Origin of the sequence: Haliscomenobacter sp. (assembly GCF_040403615.1) — a bacterium.
Lineage (GTDB): Bacteria > Bacteroidota > Bacteroidia > Chitinophagales > Saprospiraceae > Haliscomenobacter.
Genome location: NZ_JBBAKG010000103.1, coordinates 1 through 17,963, shown reverse-complemented (window position 1 = coordinate 17,963; position 17,963 = coordinate 1). Strand labels below are relative to the sequence as shown.

The window sequence follows — 17,963 nt, the reverse complement described above, 5'->3', positions numbered from 1 at the left end:
TAACGTCAACCATTGTTTATCGAATTTGCACCTAACCGGTGAGTTATTTAAATGACAAGTTATTGGATATCAGCAGTGAGCTGTCAGCTATCAGCAGTGAGCCATCAGCTGACGGCTCATTGCTGATGGCTGATAGCTGATGGCTCAAAAGATTATCTTCCAATTGCGGATTCAAACAAGTTCACTTTGAACTGCTTGCGCATTTGCTCTATTTCGTAGCGCACGCTTACATCGTAGACGTGGCCTTCAAATTCAATCACAAAACCACCAATCAAGCTGGGATCAACCTTGGATACAATTTCTACATTGGCAAACCCTACGGTTGCTTGCTGTAGTTTGTCTTTGATTTGTGCTTCCAGTTCGGGGGTAATTTCACCAGCGGTGATGATCATCGCCTGGGAAATTTTATTCAAAGTTCGGTATTGGATGATGAACTCCTCGGCAATTTCGGGCAAGTAAGCCTCGCGTTTTTTGGAAGCCAGCAGGTCAACGAACTTGAAGGTCAGGTCTTCAAATTTGTCTTGCAACAATGCCTCCAGCGCCTTTTTCTTGCGCGAATACTGAATCACCGGGCTGCGCAGGAAGCTGACGAAATCCTTGCTGGTCTTGATCATTCGACGCAAATGCTCCACATCCCCGTGAATTTTCTCCAGGTTATTTTGCTCTACGGCCAAATCGATCAAGGATTTGGCGTAACGAGATGCAATTCTATTTACCGACATAAGAGGCGTATGAGTGGATACCAAACAGCCACGAATTCAATCGTGGGCTAGTTGAATTTGATTTCTTCTACCAATTTCTGAGCCAACTCCATATTTTCGGTGTTGCTCTTCAGTTCTTTGCGCACCAGTTTCTCAGCGATGTCCAAGGCCATGTTGCCCAGTTCATTTTTGATGCTGGTTTTAAGCTCCAGACTCATGTGCTCGATGTCGGTTTTGGCTTCAGCAAGCATGGCTTGTACTTTGGCTTTGGCATCTTCTTCGGCACGTTTGAGGGTTGCATCGCGCATTTCTTTTGCTTCTTTCAGGATCACAGTGCGTTGTTCCTGCGCTTCTTTCAGCAAAAGATCGTTTTGCGATTGCATTTTGCCGATTTCTTCCCGTGCCCGCTTGGCTTCGTCCAGTGCATGCTGGATGTCGGAGTCGCGCTTTTTGAGGGCAGTCTGAATGGGCTTGAAAGCAGCGCGTCCGAGCACTCCCCAAATGATGATGAAGATCAGGGCCGTCCAAAAGATCAAACCTGGATCGGGTTGCATGACTGAAAAACCAGCGAAAAATACAAACTGCGTCATGTTTTATGCTTTGTGCGCCGCAAAATCGGCGAGTATTTTAAAAAAAATGACTTTGCTTAAAGTTGAAGCAAAAGTTCCACGCGGAACAATCGCTACATGGGAAAACGTTAGAAACACCGGACGGAGAGCCAACCGCTTCCTGTCCGGTATTCCATTGGTGTTGTAGGTAAATCTACTACTTAGTTTACAATCCAGCGTTGGTTGCGATCAAACCAACTACGATTGCAAACAAAGCGGCACCTTCAACCAATGCAGCAGTGATGATCATGTTGCCACGAATATCGTTTACTGCTTCTGGCTGGCGAGCGATAGCGTCCATTGCTTTGCTACCGATCAAACCTACACCCAGACCAGCGCCAAGCGCTGCAAGTCCTGCTCCAATTGCTCCCATGATGAGAAAATTTAAGGTTGTTATATAAAGCCCACGAACAAAGTCCGCAGGATTGTTTTCATTTAGTATTAGTGCGCTTTGTGCGCTTCATCGTGGTGATCGTGGTGTCCTTCTTCTACTGCGGCACCAATGTAAGATGCAGTCAGCATCGCAAACACGAATGCCTGCAAGAACGCCACCAACAATTCGATCAGGTTCATAAAGGCCGTAAATGCGCCACCAATAAGTACACCCATCACTCCGCCGCCCATATTGGTGCCACTTTCACCAAATACAAAGATCAAACCGATCAAACTCAGGATGATGATGTGGCCTGCTGATATGTTGGCGAAAAGACGAATCATCAAGGAGAAAGGCTTGATCACCAAACCCAGGATTTCGACTGGCGTCAAAATGAGCTTAACGAATGCCGGTACACCTGGCATCCAGACGATGTGCTGCCAGTAATGGCGATTTCCATTGATGTTGGTGATGATAAAGGCAAAAACTGCCAGTACAAACGTTACGCCCAGGTTGCCGGTTACGTTGGCGCCACCCGGAAAGAAAGGCATCAAACCCAACAAATTGCAAAAGAGGATAAAAAAGAAAAGCGACATGATGAAAGGCATGAAACGCTCGTAGTGTTTCTCTCCGATCATTGGCTTGGCTACTTCTTCGCGGATAAACACAAAGAAAGGCTCAAAGAAGGACTGTAGTCCGCTCGGTGCCTTGCCTTCATTTTTGCGGTAGCCATTGCGTACGGAAATGAATACAAAAAACAACAACAAGGTCGCCAAGAGCATGGTGAAGACATTCTTGGTGATGGAAAAATCGTAAAAGGAAGTGATGCCGCCACCCATCATGCCCCCGTCCAGGGTGCTGGGCTTATCCAGGGCGTATTCTTTGCCTTGGTAGTGTGCAAAAAAAGTTTCTACTTCTTTTTCTCTGCCTTTTACGGTTACCTTTTCCTTTTTGCCGTGTACGCCTTCAATGTGTACTTCACCCATCGGGAAGTTGGCATCGGTAATGCGGTTTGCCCGTCCGTGGTTGAGTACGTAGCGGTCGATGGCCTTGTGGCCGTGCTCAAACTTGGCTGAAGAGAAAAAAGACCATCCGTTTTCAGGAGCGTAAAGGAAACAAGGAAGAGGGATATGAATGCCTTTCCAGACTTCGAATTCGTTGGCATCCGAAATGTGGTTCATTACCGTGCCTACCGGATCGTACTTCGCGGTGGTTTCTTCACCGTGACCTTCTTCGTTGGCCCAGGCAAAATTGAAACCCAAAATACTGATAAACAACGTCAAAGCTATTCTGATGATCGGCTTTCTATTCACTTTTACCTTGGTTTGTCTTTTCAAGAGAAATACGCTTTCGCTTAAATCGGTGCAAAGGTATAATGTCTATCTCGCTTAAAGAAGCGAAAATTATCTTTTTTTACAATTTAGAAACATAAGGGGTCACTGAGGGACAAACACTTAGATGTTTTTGCTCAAAACTTGCATACAGAACGTGGTTTGTTTGGTTTGACTTGGAATGGCATTTGGTAGTATTTTAGCCGTACAGAATTAAATTTTTTGCGTCATACTTGGCCTAATTTGTAATTTGCTGCCGGAAAGTTAACTCCTACACAGATGTCAAACCTCAACGTAGACAGTACCAAAAAACGCAGCTTTGATGCCATCGTGATTGGCACCGGCATTAGCGGCGGCTGGGCCGCCAAAGAATTGACCGAGAAAGGGCTCAAAACCCTGGTGCTCGAACGCGGTCGCGATGTACAGCACATTGTGGATTATCCCACCGCCAACAAGATGCCCTGGGAATTGGATCACCTAGGCAGTGTACCCAGTGCCGTTGCAGCGGAATACCAAAAATCCAGAACGAATATCCATTACATTTTTTCGGAAGCTACCACGCAGTTTTTGGTCAAAGACAGCGAGCAGGAATACATCCAAGACAAACCCTTTGCCTGGATACGCGGCTATCAGGTAGGGGGGCGCTCCCTGCTGTGGGCACGCCAAACCCAACGCTGGAGCGATTTTGACTTTGAAGGCCCGGCCCGCGATGGGTATGCGGTAGACTGGCCGATCCGCTACGCCGATATTGCGCCCTGGTACAGCCACGTCGAAAAATTTGCGGGCATCAGCGGCAACCGCGATGGGGTGGCCAGCTTGCCCGACGGCGAGTTTTTGCCGCCACACGAAATGAGCTGCGTAGAGAAACACTTCAGCGCGCAAGTCAAGGAAAAATACCCCAACCGGCACGTCATCATCGGGCGCTGCGCCAACCTGACCCAAATCAACGACATTCACCGCCAACAAGGCCGGGGCAAATGCGCCAACCGTACCCTCTGCGAACGCGGTTGTCCGCTGGGGGGCTATTTCAGCACCAACTCCTCTACACTGCCCTGGGCAGCCAAAACGGGCAAGATGACCCTGCGCCCGCATTCGCTGGTACAGTCCATCATCTTCGACGAGAAAAAACAACGCGCTACTGGCGTGAGGGTCATCGATACCCAAACGCTGGAGACGACCGAGTACTACGCCAAAATCATTTTCCTGAACGCCGGAGCGATGAACAGCAACCTGATCTTGCTCAACTCTACCTCCGCCCGCTTTCCCAATGGCCTGGGCAACGACAGCGGCATGTTGGGCAAGTTCATTGGGTTTCACAACTACCGGGGCCGCATTGCCGCCGAATACGATGGCTTCCAGGATACGACTACGGAAGGGAAGCGCCCCAACGGCGCCTACATTCCCCGCTTTCGCAACGTGTACAAACAGGAAACGGATTTTCTGCGCGGCTATGCAGCACAAATGGGTTCCTCCCGCGAGCCCATCCGCGAGGGCTGGGGCAGCGAACTCAAAGACAACCTGACTAAAAAACTGGGCCCCTGGCAAATCAACGCCAGCATGGTGGGCGAGGTGATTCCCCGCGAAACGAATTTTGTACGGCTAGATTCTGAGCTGAAAGACAAATACGGCCTGCCTCAAATGCGCTTTTCGGTGGCCTTCAGCGACAACGAGCTGAAGATGCTCAAAGATTTCCACGATCAGTTTGCCGAAATGCTGGACAACGCGGGTTTCAAAAACATCCAGAAAATTGATACCCAGCGGGTACCCGGCCACGCCAACCACGAGATGGGGGGAGTGCGCATGGGCAAAGACCCCAAGACCTCAATGCTGAATGCCCACAATCAATTGCATGCCTGCAAAAATGTGTTTGTGACGGATGGGGCGTGTATGACGTCGACTTCGACTCAGAATCCATCGTTGACGTATATGGCGTTGACGGCGCGGGCGGTGGATTGGGCGGTAAGGGAGAAGAGGTAGGGGGTTTCAATTCCCACGGATGATCTCCGCCAATTTATCCCAATTTCCTGCCGGATTCCCACGCCAACGTACCTTCAGGTTGGAGTCGAGCAAAATGGCATGAGGAATACTTTTGCCGGGATTCAAAAAAGCTTTCAGCAACTTACCTGCATAGCCCTGCGTCCAGGTCATTTTGTGTTGAGTAATAATCTGCTTCACATGATCTGCGCGGTGATCCCCTTCATTGAGGCTAATCACTTCCAGTACCACTGCATTTTCAGCTTGGAAGGCCGCTAACTGTGGCATTTCTTGAAGGCAAGGTCCACACCAGGTAGCCCAAAAGTCAATCAAAATAAATTTCCCATTATTCTGGCGGCTGTACAAACTTTCCACTTGATCGCTATCTACCGAGTAAAAGGAGAAATCTGGCAATGTTGGGGCTAGTTCAATGTTTTTGCCTACTAGATGCTGATTCAATTTTTGGTCTGCGTACTGTACACTGTCTAATGTGCCAAAATTAAGGCTGCGTAGCCGTGGGAGTATGGGGGTGATTGGGCCAGGAGTTATTTTGCGTAGAATTTTATGAGTCTGGCTAAACTTGGTGTTCATTTCATATTTAACAATAGAGCCTTGTGGTGTGAAAATCGAATTAAAAAAATAAGGAATTTGTTGTTCTTTTTCCCCGATGAAATCTTCCGTTATCCAATAATAATAAGGTGTACCACCTGGTGTACTGGGAGGTAATTCATATACCTGGCAAAGGTAGCCCTGGATCATTTCTTTACGCCTGGTCAATTTTTTCAACCTGGAATAATCCGTTTTGAACCACTCACTTACTTTGATTTTTTCTCGCCAGTTGGGATCATTTGTATTTTTATCAATATGGTCCTCAATTTCTTTGATTTTGCCAAATACTGTTCGATTCCCATCGTAAGGGTCAAGTACTTCTGCCTGGAAACCAGCTTGATAATTGATTTTATCTATTTGGGCTTCATTGTTTAAAAAGTGCTCTTCCCAAATGCTGTCTTGTTTTATGTAGCAACGAATCCGTGCGGAATCTGCATAAAAGGGTTTAATTTGCCGCTCCGTCCAACCAGCGTTTCTAAAACCAGTTATGGTTTTTTGAAGGTAATTTGGGTCGTGTTTGAAGAGAATGGTGTATTCCATAATACCCTCAAAGGCACGGCTTTGAGCATAGAGTACAAATAAAGAAAAGTAAATAAAAAAAAAACTACTCAGTTTTTTCATCTAGTTTAATTTTAAATAGCCAGAGTGGATAGAGGATGAATTCATCCTCTATCCATAACACTTATTGTTTACTCTTCGTCACATTGCAAAGTAACGGTTCCACCGTGTCCAAACATTGAATAAGTTACAAGATTGTAATGATACTGATCAGGGTTGTTTTGTAATAAATAGCTCATAACTGCTGGAATCTGACTACATAAAATCCCGCCTTGAAGTTTTTGCAAATCTTCATTTAATAAGTTTTTCATAAATATAAATTTAAGGTGAATAAATCAACTTGTAAGTGTTCGAAGGGCACTGTCTATTACTTGATTTCCGTCAATCTCATAGATACGATCTACACCATCGACCAAATCGCTTCGATGCGTAAGCAATAAAATGCCCATCTGGGATTTCAACTGCATTAAGGTCCGATGTACAAATGCTTCAGCACTTTGATCCAAGGCTGAACTGGGCTCATCCAACAGCAACAATTGGGGTTGTTTCCACAAGGCTCTGGCCAATCCAATCAGTTGTTTTTGGCCACCGGAAGGGCTGATCCCATTTTGACCAATCAGTGTGTTGACCCCTTGAGGGAATTTATCGAAATAAGGCGAAAAGCCATACTGCTCCAAAAAGTCAAAAAAAAGCTGGGGGTTTTCAGGCATACGCCCAAACAAAATATTTTCCGCCAATGAACCATTGAAGATTTTAACCTCCTGCTCAACTACGCCCAGACAATCTCGCCAGGCACTGGTAGCAATCAAATCCAGATCAATGCCGTTCACTTTAATTTTACCTTGTTCCTGCTTGTAAAATTTTTGTAGGGTTTGTAAAAGGGTACTTTTGCCGCTGCCTGTTTCACCCATGAGCACCACCAGTTCCCCTTTTTTTACAGTGAGACTTACTGATTCGAGCAGTGGGCTACGTCCAGGAAAACGAAAACTGAGGTTTTGCACTTGCAATCCCTGAAAATCTTTGACCTGGGCCAAATCTTGCTCGGTATTTGGATCAAACTCAGCCTGTAGCCCGGTAAACTCCTTCATCCGATCAAAAGCCACCCGCGCCTCTTGCAACTGGATATTGGTCATGGCCAGCCTGGATGCGGCCGCAATCAGCATCCCGGACATTTGGAGTACGGCCATGAGGGATCCCACGGTCATCCCTCCGCGCAATACATGCCACGAAATGTAGAGCAGCAATAAACCAGTAAAGACTGAGCTAAGCAATTCTGTCCAAAATCCGAAATTCATCCCCACTTTGCCCAATTCCAGCGAACGTTGCTGAAAAATGGCATTAACATTCTTGAGCGAATGGATGAAATGGGCTTCCCGGTTAAAAAGCTTGATGGTTCCCGCGCCTTGAACTGCCTCCACAAAAGTGCTTTCTGCATTACTGTAGCTTATCATGGCCTCTTTTTGGCTTTTCAATATGGGTTGATGGTAACGCCAGGCTATCCAAAAGAACAAAGGCAGCCAGGCCAGCATCACCACACCCGTTACCCAGTTGTAGCTCAAGCCTCCAATAAGCACCACCAAAATCATCAAAAAGTCAATGGTGCTGGAGGCAGACAATTGGCTTACTGTTCTTTGGATACGTGAGGTATCGTGCATACGGGCAACCAAATCTCCTGTGCGCCGATTGTCAAAAAAAGCTTTGGGCAGATGCAGCAAGGACTCAAAAAAATACTGCACAATGCGCAAGTTAAAATCCCGGGCTTGTCGCAACAAAAACAATTGCCGTACATAACCCAAAGCACTTCGGGCAAATAAGAGCACCAAGAGCAGGCTTATACCCCCATATAAACGTACGTAGTCCTTCTTGGGCAGAATATGATCGATCAATTGTTGGGAAAACACCGCAGTGCTAATGCCCAGAATGGCCAAAACCACCCCAATGACCACCGCCATACCCAACAAATTCAGGTCTTCCTGCAAAAATGACCACATCCAACGCCATTGACTTTGGGGGCTATTGTTTTCGGCCTGTTGAACCTCAGAAGGGAACTTAAAAAGAAGCAGGGTTTTGGATTGCCATACATCATCCAATTCTCCTGCGGTATATTCTTCTACTGTCCCCTTTCCCGGGTCACTGACGATGTATCGCTGCAAGGCTTCATCGTAGCCCCAGTACACCAAGTAATGGTAAAAGTTATTGCTTACAATGTGCAGAATACAAATGTCTTCACAGGCTTTGAGGCAATCCAGATCAGCTTCGTAGCCATCTACTTCCAGCCCGGTTTGGATAGATGCTTGTTTTAGCCCCAACATGGTTGTACCCGAGGCATCGGTGCCACTCCAATCGCGGAGTTGCTCCATCGATATGGTTTTGCCCCAATACTTAAGAATGGTTTGAAGGCAGGCTACTCCACAATCGGCCTGGTCATGTTGGCGGACAGTGGCGCGTTGGAGTTGTTTGTAGGGGATGATCATAGTGGAAAGGTTAAGAATTAAGAATTAAAAGCAGCTTTTAGCGAATGAGCTTTGTCTCTCATTAGAGGATTTGTTAAAAAATCGGACACTACATCATTGTAAATTATGGTTTTGTCCTCAAGAAGTGCAACATGAGAAACAACTTGATCTAAACCATTGAAAAAATGTGAGGTGAGAAGAATTGCATTGCCCTGCTCTTTATAAGATTTAAGAAAATCTATTGCTTTGACCTGGGTATCAGGATCAAGACCGTTGAAAGGTTCATCAAGTATCAAGAGCTTTGGTTGATGCAAATTAGCAGCACAAAATGAAAGCTTTTTTTTCATCCCCGATGAATAAGCATATATCGGTCTCTTGATATCTTCAAGTGTATCAAAAAAATACTTGTATAAAACCGCTATACGTTCTCTTCTCTCTTTCAATGGTATTTTATGCAAAATTCCAATAAAATCAAGGTATTGAAGAGCGGAGAAGTCTTGGATTAATGGGTTGTCATCAGATATTAAACCTAAGCGTTTTTTCACACGAACAGGATCTTCCAATAAGCTAATTCCATCTAGATTAATAATACCTGAGTCAGGTTTTATTAGGTCGATTATACACCGGATTAAAGTAGTTTTGCCTGAACCATTTCTGCCAAGTAGTAAGCAACCATCACCAGAATCTATATTCATGGAGATATTTTCTAAGATTAAACGACTCCCGATACTTACACTCAAGTTTTTTATTTCAAGCCCCATGATTTCATTTTTTTAAAAAATTAATAAAAATTGAATACCTTTTTTTATCAAACCATCGATTATGTTTAATAAAAACAAACACTAGAATAATAAAAAGTAAGAAATAGAAAAAATAGAAAAAAGGGTAAATCATTGCCAAATTAAGTACAAACCAAAAAACCATTAACAATAGCACAATTAATTGATTTCCTGTATTCATGGACTCTTGACTTGAATTGTGCGCGAATATCGTACTTGAAAAATAACCACTCCAAAACAAAACGAAATATGCAGCAAATCCAAAAATGAGTATCTGAATGCTTAGATAACCTATAAAATAAACCCAAAGTAAAGTAAGCATGAAATCGATGAGGAGAATTGGCAGACTCATAGAGGTATAAAAATCGAGTAAAATATTATTTTTTTTCATAGAATTCACTAAAATGGAAAGCCAATATTCTCTCATATTGTACCATAAATTGAAAAAAAATGAGACAAACAGCATGTATGGGAAAAACATTAAATAAATCGCAATCCAAATTACTGGATTTGTTAATTCTGAGTAAATTATTTTTCCAAAAAAATAAAAAGTTACTATTATTGACAGCTTTCCCAAAAAATACAGAAACAAGCCCGTTTTAAATGCTCGAATCCTTCCCATTGCCACAAATAGTTCAGCTAAAAACACAGAATGTCTTGGTTTTCCCTCAATGTAACCATAAAACTCTGCTCTCTTCCTAAGTATAAGAACACAGCACAAATTGATAAAAAAGCCAATGATCGGTTGTTTTAAATATATAAATAAGCCAAAAACAAAGGAGAGAAAAAAATAAGCACTGATCTTTTCTATCCAATGAAATGAAAATTCAGTTTCTATCTTGAGTGACAAAATGTATAAACTAGCAGCAAGTAGCAATAAAAAAAAATAAAAGAAAGAAAAAAGCATTTCTGCACCCGAGATATAAAGTGTTGCTAAGAACAAAAAAGCAGCTAAGTATTCAAATCGAAATAATTCCACCATCCATTCTAATGCAAATTTTTTATACACACTTAATGGATATATTTGATTCAACAAATTAAATCGTTCCTGGTAAAAGGGAAAAAAACTAAATGAGAAAGGTATAATTACTACAAAATAAAAAATAAAATGCTTGTAGAAAATTCTATAATCCTGTAAACTTTCATTCTGAAGATTAATCTTGTATGAAATGGCCAATAAGATTAAATAGACAAGAAAACACACCCTAAACAACAGGTTTAATGCTGAAGCCTTCTTTATTGCCAATTGAAATCTATAATTTAAGATAAACTTCACCAATTCCATACCCAATCATTTAACCTGCACTCCAAATCGCCACGAATAAGGGTGGATTGCCCAAATATTCCGTGAATATTTCGGAGTACAGGTTGTTCGTTATTTATCCACAAAAATAAGCATTCGTTGCTGTCGCTGTTCCATAAGCGGCAATTACTGCTACCCCGCCTATTCCACCAGTTGCTATTGTGGCAACGCTTGCTAGTAAAAAGAAGCCAACTCCAACCAAAATGGCTGATGAAGCCGTACAATTTCCTCCACCATTTAGTTGGGCAAGATTCACATCATTAATACTTTTCATCACTATTGAATTACACAAAATGAATTGATTAAGTCAGACCTCTCCCAGACTGCTGACCCTCAGCCTGTCCTACCCTCAATGGCCATTTGAATGCAGGAGTCAGAACATCACCGTTGATTTCTTATTCTTTTATCGCTACTGCGATTTTTAGCTTTGTTTTAGAATAATTCCCTCCGAAAATCATCTCCAAAATGCTCTCCATCCCATTTTCTGCCCCTATTTTCTGCTTCAAAAGCTGAAGATTTTTGCGATAAACCTCACCACTCAGCAATAAATCAAGTTGCTTCAAAATTTGCCCAGCTTGGGCATTTTGCATCCTCCCCCTCAATCCAACCCCATAATACTTCACCCTAGCTGCATTCCCATTTTGATCCCAACGTTCATTAAGTGGGTATACCAATAGTGGCACCTTATGGTCGATGGCTTCCAGTACCGAATTGAGTCCCCCGTGTGTGATGATGGCCTGGCAACGTTTGAGTACTTCCAATTGGGGTAACTTTTTGTAAATCAAAACATTATCGGAAACCTTGCCCAGTTGCCGTGTTTCGATCATCCCGGTAGTCAGAACCAGGTTCCATTCCGGTTTCTGGCGAAAAACTTCCAGTACCTGCTCCAAAAAGTGGAGACATTTGGGGTTATGGAGCAAATTCAAGGTGCCTAATGAGCAATACACCCATTTTTGATCCTTCTGGGCATCCATCTTTCGCAGAAGTTCCAATTCGTTTTTCGATAGCTCTACTTCGATACGGTCATGATTCAACTGAGTGCCCGCATAATATTGCTCCTGTGCTTGCCCAAACTCTGGCAAATCAAAAGCCTGTGGTGCCATAATGATCTCTGGAAGGCCCTTAATCCCTGGCCGAAAGCTACGCATGGTATCAAGTGCGGCTAAAATTTCCGATTTTTGATCCCCAGCTATCCTCAATACTGTTTTCAGCACCCCTCTTTCCAGCGTGATCAAGCGTTGCCATTTATTTTTTAGTCTCCCCCATTGCAAGCTCAGACTTTTTAGCCAATCGCTTGTATCTATACTTAAGCGGCTGTACAGTGGCGGCACACTTTTTCTCTTTACCGTGGAGAGCATGGTCTGAATCAAAAAAACGCGCTTGGACTTGAGGTTCAACAAGAAATAGTTGTAACTCAGGAAACTGTCCAGCAAAACCACATCCGGATTGAGTTGGGTGATCAACTGATCCAGTTGCTGCGCAATAGCTTGGGCAAATTTTTCCTTCTCGTGTGTCAAAATGTCAGCGAAATTTTCACTTAGCTTTTCAAGCCAGGAACCTTGTTGTAAGCCCAAACCTCCTCTCTTGAAAAAGAACTCATTGTTGCTGACGACGCCCTCAAAACCTTGTGCCTGTATACTTGCCAACATCTGTGGCCTGACCCCATACACGATTCTCGCACCATGAGCTTGTAGCTTTTGGCAAAAGTTGTAAGTCCCATTTATGTGCCCGATGGCATCAGCCATCAATACCAAGATCGTCATTCGTATTCCTTTTGAGTAGAAAAAGAGAGCGGTTCAGTCAAGATATTTAAGCATTCCTTCCCAGGTCGTTTCACCATGAAACTGTTTTATCAAATCCCCCTTGTGGTTGTAGATCAGGATTTCGGGAACGCCCCGCACCCCAAATTTCTTCGCCAGTTGCCCACTAGAATCAATCAGCACAAAATGCTTGACAAGGGTATCCAGATGGTATTTTCTTGCAAATTTTTCGACTTTGCGTCTGCGCTCTGACCCTACCCAAACAATACTGGTGTTTTTTGTATATTGTTTCACATACCGATGCGCATTTTCAGCTTCGTAGGCACAAATGGAACAATCAGGATCAAAAAAGATAAAGACGCTTTGATCTTTGCCTGCTATTGAATTGGTATTCAGATTTTCCCCACCCAAAGTTGAAAGGGTAAAATCCGGTAATTGTGCCCTTTCTTTGGCTCGCTGCGCCTTTTGGCCGGCCTTTTCACTAATTTGCCAGGAAAGCAGGCCAATAATGGATAATAACAGCAGTATAGTGAAAATTTGTCTCGCCTTCATGCGCTCAAGCTTAATTGTAAAAACATGACGAACAACATCCAAAGCAAAAAGCCCACGCCATAAGAAAGTGCGACAAAGGCTAAAGCACTTCGAAAAGAACTATTCATGGCCCGGCTTACTCCTGCTGCGAGTCCTAAGCAGAAGAATAATTCGAAGATATTGATGGCCCGGAGTGGCATCACCCACCATTCTTCACTACGGCTCAGATGTAACAACCCTGCGATAGAAAAAAAATCTGCATATGAATAATCTTCCATGTGCTCTACATTTAAAAAAAATAGGCACACCAGCAACATTGCTACACTATAAAGTGGGTATACGATTGATGCTTTGATGCTAATGCTAAAAAAGCGACGAAAACCAATTTTCTGGCTGCGTTGCTCTCCCAGTAAATAGCCTACATTCAAGCACGCAGCTGTGAAAAATACCTGAAAGAAGATGAAAATCGGGATAATGGCATAGCCTACCCATTCCCATTTTTTTCTAGTCTCTAAAAGTTGCTCAATTCGATCGTAAGCCAATTGTTCGCCGAAAGTATTGTAGATCACATCCTCCGTAAAAACCAACCTTTGCTGAATGAACGACACCGCAATGTACAATAGCCAAATGCTAAAGAAAATCAGCCAGCCGCTGGATTCCTGGAGCATATACCATATTCTTTTATGGCTGCTCAAGTGAGTTGATTCAAGTACAACAGACGAGTCTTTCATATGATTGTACAATAGATTTACAGGCAATGAGCATAACCCATTGCTCTAATTTATTCCTGTCAATTGATTAAGAGACAATCCTATAGGTCAATCCCAAATATAGGTGCAATAGTATCTCATTTACAACTACAAAAATACTTTCTATTAAAACTCCAAACTCGGAAGAAGTCGGAAAAATTCGGCATTAAAATCGTTTTTTCAGCGGGAAAATCAAATTTAATTGCAGCAAAAGAAAAATTTACCAATTACCTCTTCGACTTTTCTTTCTTTTCCCAAATCTCCACAGGCTTCCCATACTTTTCAAAAAGAAGCTCACATTCCGGAATGGTTAAGCGACCTCCTTTGCGGATAATTCCAACACTCTTAATCCAATTATAAAGTGTACGAGTATTGATTCCATAGGCAATAGCTACCTCAGAGCGAGACAGTGGTGTTTTTAACATAGCAAATAAGCGTTTGGCTCACCACCTGCGGTGGTGAGGAGTTTATAATAATGCCTCTATACTTCATTGATTTTGTTCCAACAAATCTAAAACGTTTATTTCAAAGATGCAAATTTACCCCCCCCCATATTTTATATTAATTTACAGCGGTTATCCAAATTTAATTTCCATCATTACCTTGCTTAGGGATTTTAGCATATAGGTAGTCTTATGCTTGTATAACTTCCCCCTCGACTCAGAATCCGTCGTTGACGTATATGGCGCTGATGGCGCGGGAGGTGGATTGGGCGGTACGGGAGATGAGGTAGGGGGGATTGTGAAGCGTTATTCTTGGTGTCCAATAAATAATTCATAAAATGACTTCATTCGAGGTATTTACCCGGGAATTGTATATCTCTTGGATGGTTTCATCACTGCTCTCGTCACCGGGCCAACTCCCATAAATTTCAGAGATGAGTGCTGCTTCTATTTTTGAATCCTTGCTTTGGTCTGTGATTTTTTTGTTGTCAAGCGTTTCATAAGTAACACTGAGCCGATTGAGGAGGTTTTGAATGAACTCCCACTCACTTTGGTTTTGGAGATTAAAGCTTACCACTTTTTTCATCGAAATCATTTTAAAACACACTCTTAAAACTAATCCGTTTTTACAACAAAACCAAGTTCAAAAACTAAAAAACTAAAAATCACGCACTCTAATTGCAAGATTTAGAAATTTTTAGATCGATTTAGGATTTAACGTGTTCATGATCGTTGAGGCCTGCATGACTTCAACCTCGACGCAAAATCCATCGCTGACGTATATTGCGCTGACAGCGCGGGCGGTGGATTGGCCGCTGCGGGAGAAGAAGAAAAGGAATTTGTAAAGGGGATACCGAATCCTTATCTTTGTGCTAAGTATACCAACTCCTACGGCATGAAGAACTTACCATTGGGCATTCAGCATTTTGACGAACTCATCGAACGCAAGGCAATCTATGTGGATAAAACTGCTCAGATCCATTCTTTGCTCAGTGATTTTAAAGCTGCATTTTTATCCCGGCCACGCCGTTTTGGTAAGTCCTTGCTCCTGTCTACCATTGCTCAATTGTACAGCGGAAAACGAGAACTCTTTCAGGGTTTATGGATTGAAGATCACTGGGATTGGACGAAGGTGCATCCTGTGGTGCATTTTTACATGGATCGCACGGGGTTTAAAGATTGGGGCCTGAGTACCGGATTGAACAAACACCTGGATTTGATTGCCGTGGAGCATCAATTGGAGTTGAGTGAGGAAAGCCCGGCTTTTCGCTTGAGCGAGTTAATTGGGAAATTGCACCAAAAATACCAAAAAAGGGTAGTCGTGCTTTTTGACGAGTACGACAAACCCATGCTGGATGTGTTGCACCTGCCCGAAGAAGCCGAAAAAAACCGCCAAATCCTGGGCGATTTTTACGGCATCCTCAAGCCGATTGGCGACAAGATTGAGTTTTTGATGCTCACCGGGATTTCCAAATTCAGCCAGGTCAGTGTATTTTCCAACCTCAACCATCTTGAAGACATTACGTTTCACCGTAGTTTTTCAACCCTTACAGGATACACCCAAGAAGAATTGGAACACAACTTTGTCGATTATTTGCGAGCGGCGGAGCAAGACCTGGAGCTATCACCCGAAGCATTGCTGGATCAAATCAAGTACTGGTACAATGGCTACACCTGGGATTTGAAGTACTACGTGTACAATCCCATTTCGTTTATGAAGTTTTGCAGCCAGCGCAAGTTTGCCAACCATTGGTTCGCTACTGGTACGCCTAGTTTTTTGATTCAACAAATCAAAAGCCGATCTGAATTTAACCTTGAACATTTTGAGGTCAACGAACGCGCTTTTGAAAGCTACGTGCTCCACGATATGGACTTACCCATTCTGTTGTTTCAAACTGGTTATCTTACCCTGCAAAGCAAAAAAGCAGGCAACGTATACCACCTGGGGTATCCCAATCACGAAGTTCGCGAAGCCATCACCGATCACTTGATGGCAGCATATGGCAACTTGCCCTTAACTACCCCTGGCCCGACCGTCTGGAAGCTCCGCGAAGCTTTTTTCCAAAACAACCTGGAACTGGCCATTTCCATTGTCAACACCCTTTTTGAAAACATCCCCAGCACCCTCGATCGCAAAAACAATGAAGCAGACTACCACGCCATGCTTTACCTCGTTTTTCGCTACATGGGCATGGATGCCGAGGCCGAAGTAGCGGGCCTCCGTGGGCGCTCTGATGCGGTACTCAAAACGCCAACGCATGTTTATGTGCTGGAGTTCAAGCTAGATCAAAGCGCCCAACAAGCCCTGGACTACCTCCGCCAAAAAGGATATGCCGAAAAATACCGACACGATGGCCGACCCGTGTTGTTGCTGGGCATCAATTTTAGTAGGGCCGATCGGTGCGTGGCGGATTGGAAAGTGGAAGGGTTGTAGGTACTACTGGAATCGTATCAAAAAGTGGTTTATTTTTGTAAAAATCTCAGCATGAAAAGTATATCTTTAAAATTAAATGAACCCGTCTTTCAGGAAATGGAAAAAATCCTGGAGAACGTACAGGTGAGTAGGAATAAATACATCAATGAAGCCATCGAATATTACAATGCGCTACAAGATAGATTCTTACTCGAAAAGCAACTACTACAAGAATCTGCTATGGTTTCTGAGGACTCTATGGCGGTATTGCATGAGTTTGAAGCGATAGAAGATGAGTGGTAAACAATTCGAGGTTTGGCTGGCTGATCTTAATCCGCGCTTTGGAACGGAAACAGGTAAAACCAGACCTGTTCTGCTTGTTCAGACTGATCTACTTAATGGAACTCATCCTTCAACTTTGGTTTGCCCAATTACGAGCAATGTAAAACCTGGCGTGAGTATCCTTCGCGTGAATTTGAACCAAGGAGATGCCGGACTTAACAAAGCCAGCTCCATCATGATTGATCAAGTTAGAGCCATTGACAATAAAAGACTCTTAAAAAAACTAGGTAACTTACCAGGGCATCTGAAGGATAAAGTGAAAGATAATTTGAAAATCGTGATGGATTTGTGAAACATCCGCGTGAAAACTACCCAAGCCCACCCCGGTTCAACTTTCCATGTGCAAAAAACATCCTCTTTTCAAAATTTTTCACCAATTTTGCACACCTGAATTAAAAAGTTATCCGGCTGATGCACCACGTGGACATAGAAGCGCTAAACCAACAGATCTACATTGACAGCGCCTTTGTAGAAAAATTACATGCCGAAACGGCCAAAGTGATCGTTGGGCAAGAACGAATGATTGAACGCCTGATGCTGGGTTTGCTCAGTAGAGGCCATGTATTGTTGGAAGGTTTGCCTGGCTTGGCTAAAACCCTGGCCATCAAAACCCTTTCGCAGGCCATTGATGCCCGCTTTAGCCGCATCCAGTTTACCCCCGATCTTTTGCCTGCCGACATCATCGGCACCATGATTTACAACCCTTCGCAAAACGAGTTTACGGTACGCAAAGGGCCCATCTTCGCCAATTTCATTCTGGCCGATGAGATCAACCGCGCTCCCGCCAAGGTACAAAGTGCCCTGCTCGAAGCCATGCAAGAACGCCAGGTGACCATCGGTGTGGATACCTTCAAACTGGAAGAACCCTTTTTGGTATTGGCTACCCAAAACCCCATCGAGCAGGAAGGTACCTACCCGCTTCCCGAAGCCCAGGTAGACCGCTTTATGCTCAAGGTCAAAATTGGCTATCCTAGCAAAGAAGAAGAACTCGAAATCATGCGCCGCAACCTCAGCGACGAAGCTTTTGGTCAACAAA

The 17,963-nt window shown here is 43.6% G+C and carries 20 protein-coding genes; 5 read left to right on the top strand and 15 right to left on the bottom strand.

The annotated features are described in order from the left end of the window. Positions 1-152: 152 nt before the first annotated feature. The 4 genes from atpH to atpB all read right to left on the bottom strand — a co-directional run bounded on the left by atpH (position 153) and on the right by atpB (position 3,019). Entirely contained in the window at positions 153-722 is a 570-nt protein-coding gene (gene atpH / locus ABW391_RS23800) for an ATP synthase F1 subunit delta (RefSeq protein ID WP_353484400.1), read from the bottom strand. A gap of 47 nt (positions 723-769) precedes the next feature. After that, on the bottom strand, positions 770-1,291 hold the full coding sequence (locus ABW391_RS23795) for a F0F1 ATP synthase subunit B family protein (protein WP_353484399.1): 522 nt from the start codon (positions 1,289-1,291) through the stop codon (positions 770-772). Between the two features lie 184 nt (positions 1,292-1,475). Next, on the bottom strand, positions 1,476-1,682 hold the full coding sequence (gene atpE, locus ABW391_RS23790; protein WP_353484398.1) for an ATP synthase F0 subunit C: 207 nt from the start codon (positions 1,680-1,682) through the stop codon (positions 1,476-1,478). Between the two features lie 68 nt (positions 1,683-1,750). Beyond that, positions 1,751-3,019, bottom strand: coding sequence for a F0F1 ATP synthase subunit A (gene atpB, locus ABW391_RS23785; RefSeq protein WP_502916349.1), 1,269 nt, complete (start codon positions 3,017-3,019; stop codon positions 1,751-1,753). Between the two features lie 273 nt (positions 3,020-3,292). Between atpB and ABW391_RS23780 the strand changes: the two genes are divergently transcribed. Beyond that, positions 3,293-4,990: a GMC oxidoreductase gene (locus tag ABW391_RS23780; RefSeq protein ID WP_353484397.1), complete on the top strand. Its 1,698-nt coding sequence runs from the start codon at positions 3,293-3,295 to the stop codon at positions 4,988-4,990. Between the two features lie 6 nt (positions 4,991-4,996). Here ABW391_RS23780 and ABW391_RS23775 read toward each other — a convergent pair whose 3' ends face one another. The 11 genes from ABW391_RS23775 to ABW391_RS23725 form a co-directional block, all read right to left on the bottom strand. Then, positions 4,997-6,217, bottom strand: coding sequence for a TlpA family protein disulfide reductase (locus ABW391_RS23775; protein WP_353484396.1), 1,221 nt, complete (start codon positions 6,215-6,217; stop codon positions 4,997-4,999). Between the two features lie 68 nt (positions 6,218-6,285). Further along, positions 6,286-6,465 (bottom strand): hypothetical protein, encoded by a 180-nt coding sequence (locus ABW391_RS23770; RefSeq protein ID WP_353484395.1) that lies wholly within the window; start codon positions 6,463-6,465, stop codon positions 6,286-6,288. 24 nt (positions 6,466-6,489) lie between these two features. After that, entirely contained in the window at positions 6,490-8,628 is a 2,139-nt protein-coding gene (locus ABW391_RS23765) for a peptidase domain-containing ABC transporter (RefSeq protein WP_353484394.1), read from the bottom strand. 17 nt (positions 8,629-8,645) lie between these two features. Beyond that, complete coding sequence (locus ABW391_RS23760) at positions 8,646-9,368, bottom strand: ABC transporter ATP-binding protein (RefSeq protein ID WP_353484393.1); 723 nt, start codon at positions 9,366-9,368, stop codon at positions 8,646-8,648. A gap of 4 nt (positions 9,369-9,372) precedes the next feature. Beyond that, entirely contained in the window at positions 9,373-10,671 is a 1,299-nt protein-coding gene (locus tag ABW391_RS23755; RefSeq protein ID WP_353484392.1) for a hypothetical protein, read from the bottom strand. Positions 10,672-10,765: 94 nt separating this feature from the next. Next, entirely contained in the window at positions 10,766-10,963 is a 198-nt protein-coding gene (locus ABW391_RS23750; RefSeq protein WP_353484391.1) for a hypothetical protein, read from the bottom strand. A gap of 121 nt (positions 10,964-11,084) precedes the next feature. Then, the gene (locus tag ABW391_RS23745) at positions 11,085-12,452 is read right to left on the bottom strand and encodes a nucleotide disphospho-sugar-binding domain-containing protein (RefSeq protein WP_353484390.1); all 1,368 of its coding nucleotides are present in this window, start codon (positions 12,450-12,452) and stop codon (positions 11,085-11,087) included. Positions 12,453-12,485: 33 nt separating this feature from the next. Beyond that, entirely contained in the window at positions 12,486-13,001 is a 516-nt protein-coding gene (locus tag ABW391_RS23740; RefSeq protein WP_353484389.1) for a TlpA family protein disulfide reductase, read from the bottom strand. Beyond that, positions 12,998-13,723 carry a hypothetical protein gene (locus ABW391_RS23735; protein WP_353484388.1) on the bottom strand — a complete coding sequence of 242 codons (726 nt, stop codon included), beginning with the start codon at positions 13,721-13,723 and terminating at the stop codon, positions 12,998-13,000. Before ABW391_RS23735 ends, ABW391_RS23740 begins: the two co-directional genes overlap by 4 nt. 233 nt (positions 13,724-13,956) lie before the next feature. Then, positions 13,957-14,154 (bottom strand): hypothetical protein, encoded by a 198-nt coding sequence (locus tag ABW391_RS23730; protein WP_353484387.1) that lies wholly within the window; start codon positions 14,152-14,154, stop codon positions 13,957-13,959. 349 nt (positions 14,155-14,503) lie between these two features. Further along, on the bottom strand, positions 14,504-14,758 hold the full coding sequence (locus ABW391_RS23725; protein WP_353484386.1) for a hypothetical protein: 255 nt from the start codon (positions 14,756-14,758) through the stop codon (positions 14,504-14,506). Between the two features lie 309 nt (positions 14,759-15,067). Between ABW391_RS23725 and ABW391_RS23720 the strand changes: the two genes are divergently transcribed. The 4 genes from ABW391_RS23720 to ABW391_RS23705 form a co-directional block, all read left to right on the top strand. Beyond that, positions 15,068-16,606 (top strand): PD-(D/E)XK nuclease domain-containing ATP-binding protein, encoded by a 1,539-nt coding sequence (locus ABW391_RS23720; protein WP_353484385.1) that lies wholly within the window; start codon positions 15,068-15,070, stop codon positions 16,604-16,606. A 51-nt stretch (positions 16,607-16,657) separates the two neighbouring features. Continuing rightward, a complete protein-coding gene (locus tag ABW391_RS23715; RefSeq protein WP_353484384.1) occupies positions 16,658-16,888 on the top strand; it encodes a hypothetical protein in 231 nt (76 codons plus the stop codon). Continuing rightward, a complete protein-coding gene (locus ABW391_RS23710; protein ID WP_353484383.1) occupies positions 16,878-17,219 on the top strand; it encodes a type II toxin-antitoxin system PemK/MazF family toxin in 342 nt (113 codons plus the stop codon). Before ABW391_RS23715 ends, ABW391_RS23710 begins: the two co-directional genes overlap by 11 nt. 119 nt (positions 17,220-17,338) lie before the next feature. Next, the coding region (locus ABW391_RS23705; protein WP_353484382.1) for an AAA family ATPase at positions 17,339-17,963 on the top strand (625 nt) is incomplete at its 3' end.